The sequence below is a fragment of the Microvirga sp. KLBC 81 genome, from assembly GCF_003075415.1.
Classification (GTDB): Bacteria; Pseudomonadota; Alphaproteobacteria; order Rhizobiales; family Beijerinckiaceae; genus Microvirga.
Map to the genome: position 1 here is coordinate 1 of NZ_QDAH01000270.1, position 1013 is coordinate 1013.

Annotated in this window: 1 protein-coding gene; it reads right to left on the reverse strand. The window is 56.6% G+C overall.

The window, feature by feature from the left end:
- Positions 1 to 90 precede the first annotated feature (90 nt).
- Positions 91 to 741, reverse strand: a complete 651-nt coding sequence (locus DC522_RS33695) for an IS6 family transposase (RefSeq protein ID WP_245444781.1) — start codon at positions 739 to 741, stop codon at positions 91 to 93.
- Between the last annotated feature and the right edge of the window lie 272 nt (positions 742 to 1013).

Consider the following 1013-nt stretch of genomic DNA (forward strand, 5'->3'; position numbering starts at 1 on the left):
GCTCAGATCGGTATCGTAGGATGAGGCTGTCATGCCCCTTCAGATGGGCACCACCCGATTTTCCAGACATCCTCTAGACTGGGCCTCAGGTCAGGCAGCAGCGCTGAACAGAGTAGCAATGAAGTCTCTCTGAGCCCTCATGTCGTTTGCTGGTGCAGTCACGACCTGTCCCTTGCGGATCATCGCCATAACCTCGTAGCCGGCAATCGTCCGTGAGGCCGTTATGAAGCTCTGGAAGCCGAGGCCGGGCCTGACCAGTCGCTTGATCCGCCGGTGATCCTGCTCGACGATGTTGTTCAGAAATTTCACCTGTCGGAGTTTGGAGAAACGCCAGAGCGCTCCATCCCTCTTCATGGCCTTCATCGCGATTGGATAAGCGGCATTCTTATCGACCGTGATCGTCCGCGGATTGACCGTATGTGGCTGCTTCAACGCCTTGCGGAAGAAGCGTCGGGCGGCTGCCGCATCCCGCTTGGGTGAGAGCAGAAAGTCGATCGTCTGCCCCGTCGCATCAACAGCGCGGTAGAGATAAACCCACTGACCCTTCACCCGAATGTATGTTTCGTCCACGCGCCACGAGCCGTTCGTCATGCACAGATGAGGACGGATACGCCTGTCGATCTCAGGTGCATAAGCCTGAATCCAGCGAAAGAGGGTGGTGTGGTCTACCTGAACACCACGGTCAGAGAGCATGCATTCGAGATCACGATAGCTGATCGGGAACTGCAGGTACCAGCGCACCGCTCAGAGGATGATCTCCGCCGTGAACTGCCGACCCTTGAACAGGTTCTTATTATCTTGCTTCACCTTCGGCCCCTCTCAGCACCCTCTTGTCGTAGCTCAGGTGGAGGAGCGCTCAAAGCTGCAACAGAACCCGTGAATCCGCCAGGCGACTGGGTTTCCCTCAGTGCGCCAACTGTCAATTAATGTGATGGAGTCGTCTAATCGCGAACCATTTTGCAAGCCTTTTCTCAACAGCTCACCTGCTCGGGCCCAGGATTTGAGCCGAGGGA